The sequence below is a fragment of the Ruegeria sp. BHSC223 genome (genome assembly GCF_059613025.1).
Genome location: NZ_JBXWRR010000038.1, coordinates 1 through 2,337 on the forward strand (window position 1 = coordinate 1; position 2,337 = coordinate 2,337).

Below are 2,337 nucleotides of genomic sequence, written 5' to 3' on the forward strand. Positions count from 1 at the left end.
AGGTCACCGCCAAACCTAATAAATACTCAATTCTCTCTAATACGATCACAAAAACAACCGGCGCGGGATGGAGCAGCCAGGTAGCTCGTCAGGCTCATAACCTGAAGGTCGCAGGTTCAAATCCTGCTCCCGCAACCAAAATACTACACAATATCAAATATATAAGTCGATGGTATTCCAGTACCGTCGACCTTCCTGCGCTTACATCAACGCCACATCAACTGACCTGCCCCCTGCGCGGGGTTTGGCATATGACTGAGAAACACGTCGGCGTTGGGGTGGACTCGCCCCCTCGGCGGCTGTGGTGTGCTAAGCAGCGGGTGACCCTGTACAGTGCAAACGAGACGCCACCATTCGAAAAATCTGTTGGCGCGAGACCCGATCGTGCCCATCGTGGAAGAGCTAGACTCTAACAGCGGCCAATTAGGCGCTGAATAGAGAATTTTGATTGGAAATTGTTATGGTCACTTACTCGATGACGCCGGTGTCTGGCAGCGTGGATGAGGACGCCGGGTCGATCACCTTCACCATCACCCGCTCGGGCGATCTGCCTGCGGAGACGATCTACTTTTCAACTCTCACCAACGAGGGCTACTCCAACAACGGTGACTATACCGGGATCGTCAACCGAGCAGTGAACTTCAGTTCCGGCGTGAGCACCGCGACCGTCAGCATCACCGACGATAGCAGCGTGGAAAGCAATGAGCGCTTTGCCGGGATCATTCAGCGGAACAGTTCCGATCCGGTTTCCACGTACCTGGACCGCTCCACCTTCACCATTGTCAACGATGATGCGGCGCCAGTCCATTTACCCGGCCTTCCTCCTCCGGGAACCGGAGGTGTCGTCGAGTTTGATTTTGTTGTGCCAGAAGTTGATTGGTCAAACTTCGGCATTGATCCCATCACAGCGGGTTCTACACCCGCCACATGTAGTGAACTAGACCCGGCTTGGGTCATCTGTGGGTTGGACCTTGATGATTTTGACAACTATTTGACCGGTGTCGGTGTAGCGCTCGGGATTTCGGAAGAATATTTGTCGTATTATCGTGAACTCTTTTTTCAAGAGCCAATGCTGGAAATGATCCAGCTCCATTATTCGGATAACCTAGGCCCTCGAATTAATGGAATGTCGCCAAACGAGTTTCGTTCGATTGTTGCATCGGCTGACGAACTAGATTCATTCTTAGGGTTTCTTCAGGAGTCCGCAACGACACTTGGTACTGGACTTGACATTCTCAATATTTTCCTAACGGCTTGGGAAGCTTACTCTAACGACCAGACCGATTCAGTTGATGTTGGGGTCGAATCAATGAACGCCCTGATCGGCTGTCCGTCGTCAGAGTTTTCCGGACATCATGAGCGGTTTCGTATCGGAGGCTCTGGTTCGCTTTCTGTCAGAGTTTAGGCGGCAGCGGCTTGGTGCTGCAACCGGCGTTTTCGGATTGTCTGTTTCTTGATCTCCTCTCTCATCTTCACCAATCACCGCTGTCTTCATCCGGTCATACAGAATGTGCTCTGGCACTCCACCCATGGCCTCAAATGCCGCGATATGACAACGCATGACCGATTGCAGGTTTTGACTGGACACAAACCGACCCCAAAGCCAGCGTGAATGGCCAAGAACGGTGGAAAACAGCCAGACCTTGCGCGTGACGCCGGGCTCATCGGTAAAGGAAACGCTGAACTCGGCAAAATCCACCTGCGCCTGTTGCCCAGGCGGTGTTTCAAAGCGGCGTTCGAACGGTGTTTGCTTTGACGGACGCACATCCCGCAGGAAATCTGTCACAGCCGTGTAGCTGCCCTCATACCCCATCGCCCGGATTTCGCGCAAAAGACGCGCGCCGCTCAAATCAGGAAAGGCAAGAACGCGGTCACGCAGAAAACCCTCAAACGGATCTATCAGACGCTCACGCGGCGCGCGCGGACCGTAAATCGGAGCGTCCAAACCGCGTTCGAGATATTTGCGAACTGTCTTGCGATCACAGCCCACCTTCCGGGCGATGGCTGAGATGCTCAAGCCTTGTTTATGTAAATCGTTGATCAAAACGATCTCCCTAATTCCCTGCACTCGATTGCCCCCGTCGTTCTCCATTGGGGCCATCAAGCTTGCTTCACCCGGCCACGCCAATTTTCGAATATTTGAGGTTCGAAAATCAGCGCAGCCGCGCACGTTGGGGAAATTTCAAACGGCGGTTTTGGGGAGATTACGTCCGGCACTCATAGATTTAACGGCTGTAGTCGTCCAGGATTGTGCTGAGATAGAACCAACCCCAGCCGATCACCTTGAGATAGGTGAAGTCGGTCTGCCAGAGCTCGTTCGGACGGCTGGTCTTGTCG

1 protein-coding gene, 1 tRNA gene and 2 pseudogenes are annotated in these 2,337 nt (G+C 53.2%); 2 read left to right on the forward strand and 2 right to left on the reverse strand.

Features of this window, described 5'->3' with window-relative positions; all coding sequences use genetic code 11:
- Positions 1-61: 61 nt before the first annotated feature.
- Positions 62-138: transfer RNA gene (locus tag AC2FNY_RS20995), tRNA-Met, on the forward strand.
- Positions 139-460: 322 nt separating this feature from the next.
- Positions 461-1,405 (forward strand): hypothetical protein, encoded by a 945-nt coding sequence (locus AC2FNY_RS21000; protein ID WP_496803651.1) that lies wholly within the window; start codon positions 461-463, stop codon positions 1,403-1,405.
- Positions 1,406-1,459: 54 nt separating this feature from the next.
- On the opposite strand, the pseudogene istA reads toward AC2FNY_RS21000, so the two are convergent.
- Together istA and AC2FNY_RS21010 are read right to left on the reverse strand one after the other, a co-directional pair.
- A pseudogene (gene istA, locus AC2FNY_RS21005) lies at positions 1,460-2,068 on the reverse strand (IS21 family transposase); the annotation flags it as partial.
- Positions 2,069-2,228: 160 nt separating this feature from the next.
- A pseudogene (locus AC2FNY_RS21010) lies at positions 2,229-2,337 on the reverse strand (DDE-type integrase/transposase/recombinase); the annotation flags it as partial.

What these genes read in the sequence shown, in the direction of transcription:
- AC2FNY_RS21000 (WP_496803651.1), top strand. Translation starts at nt 461, where the DNA reads ATGGTCACTTACTCGATGACGCCGGTGTCTGGCAGCGTGGATGAGGAC.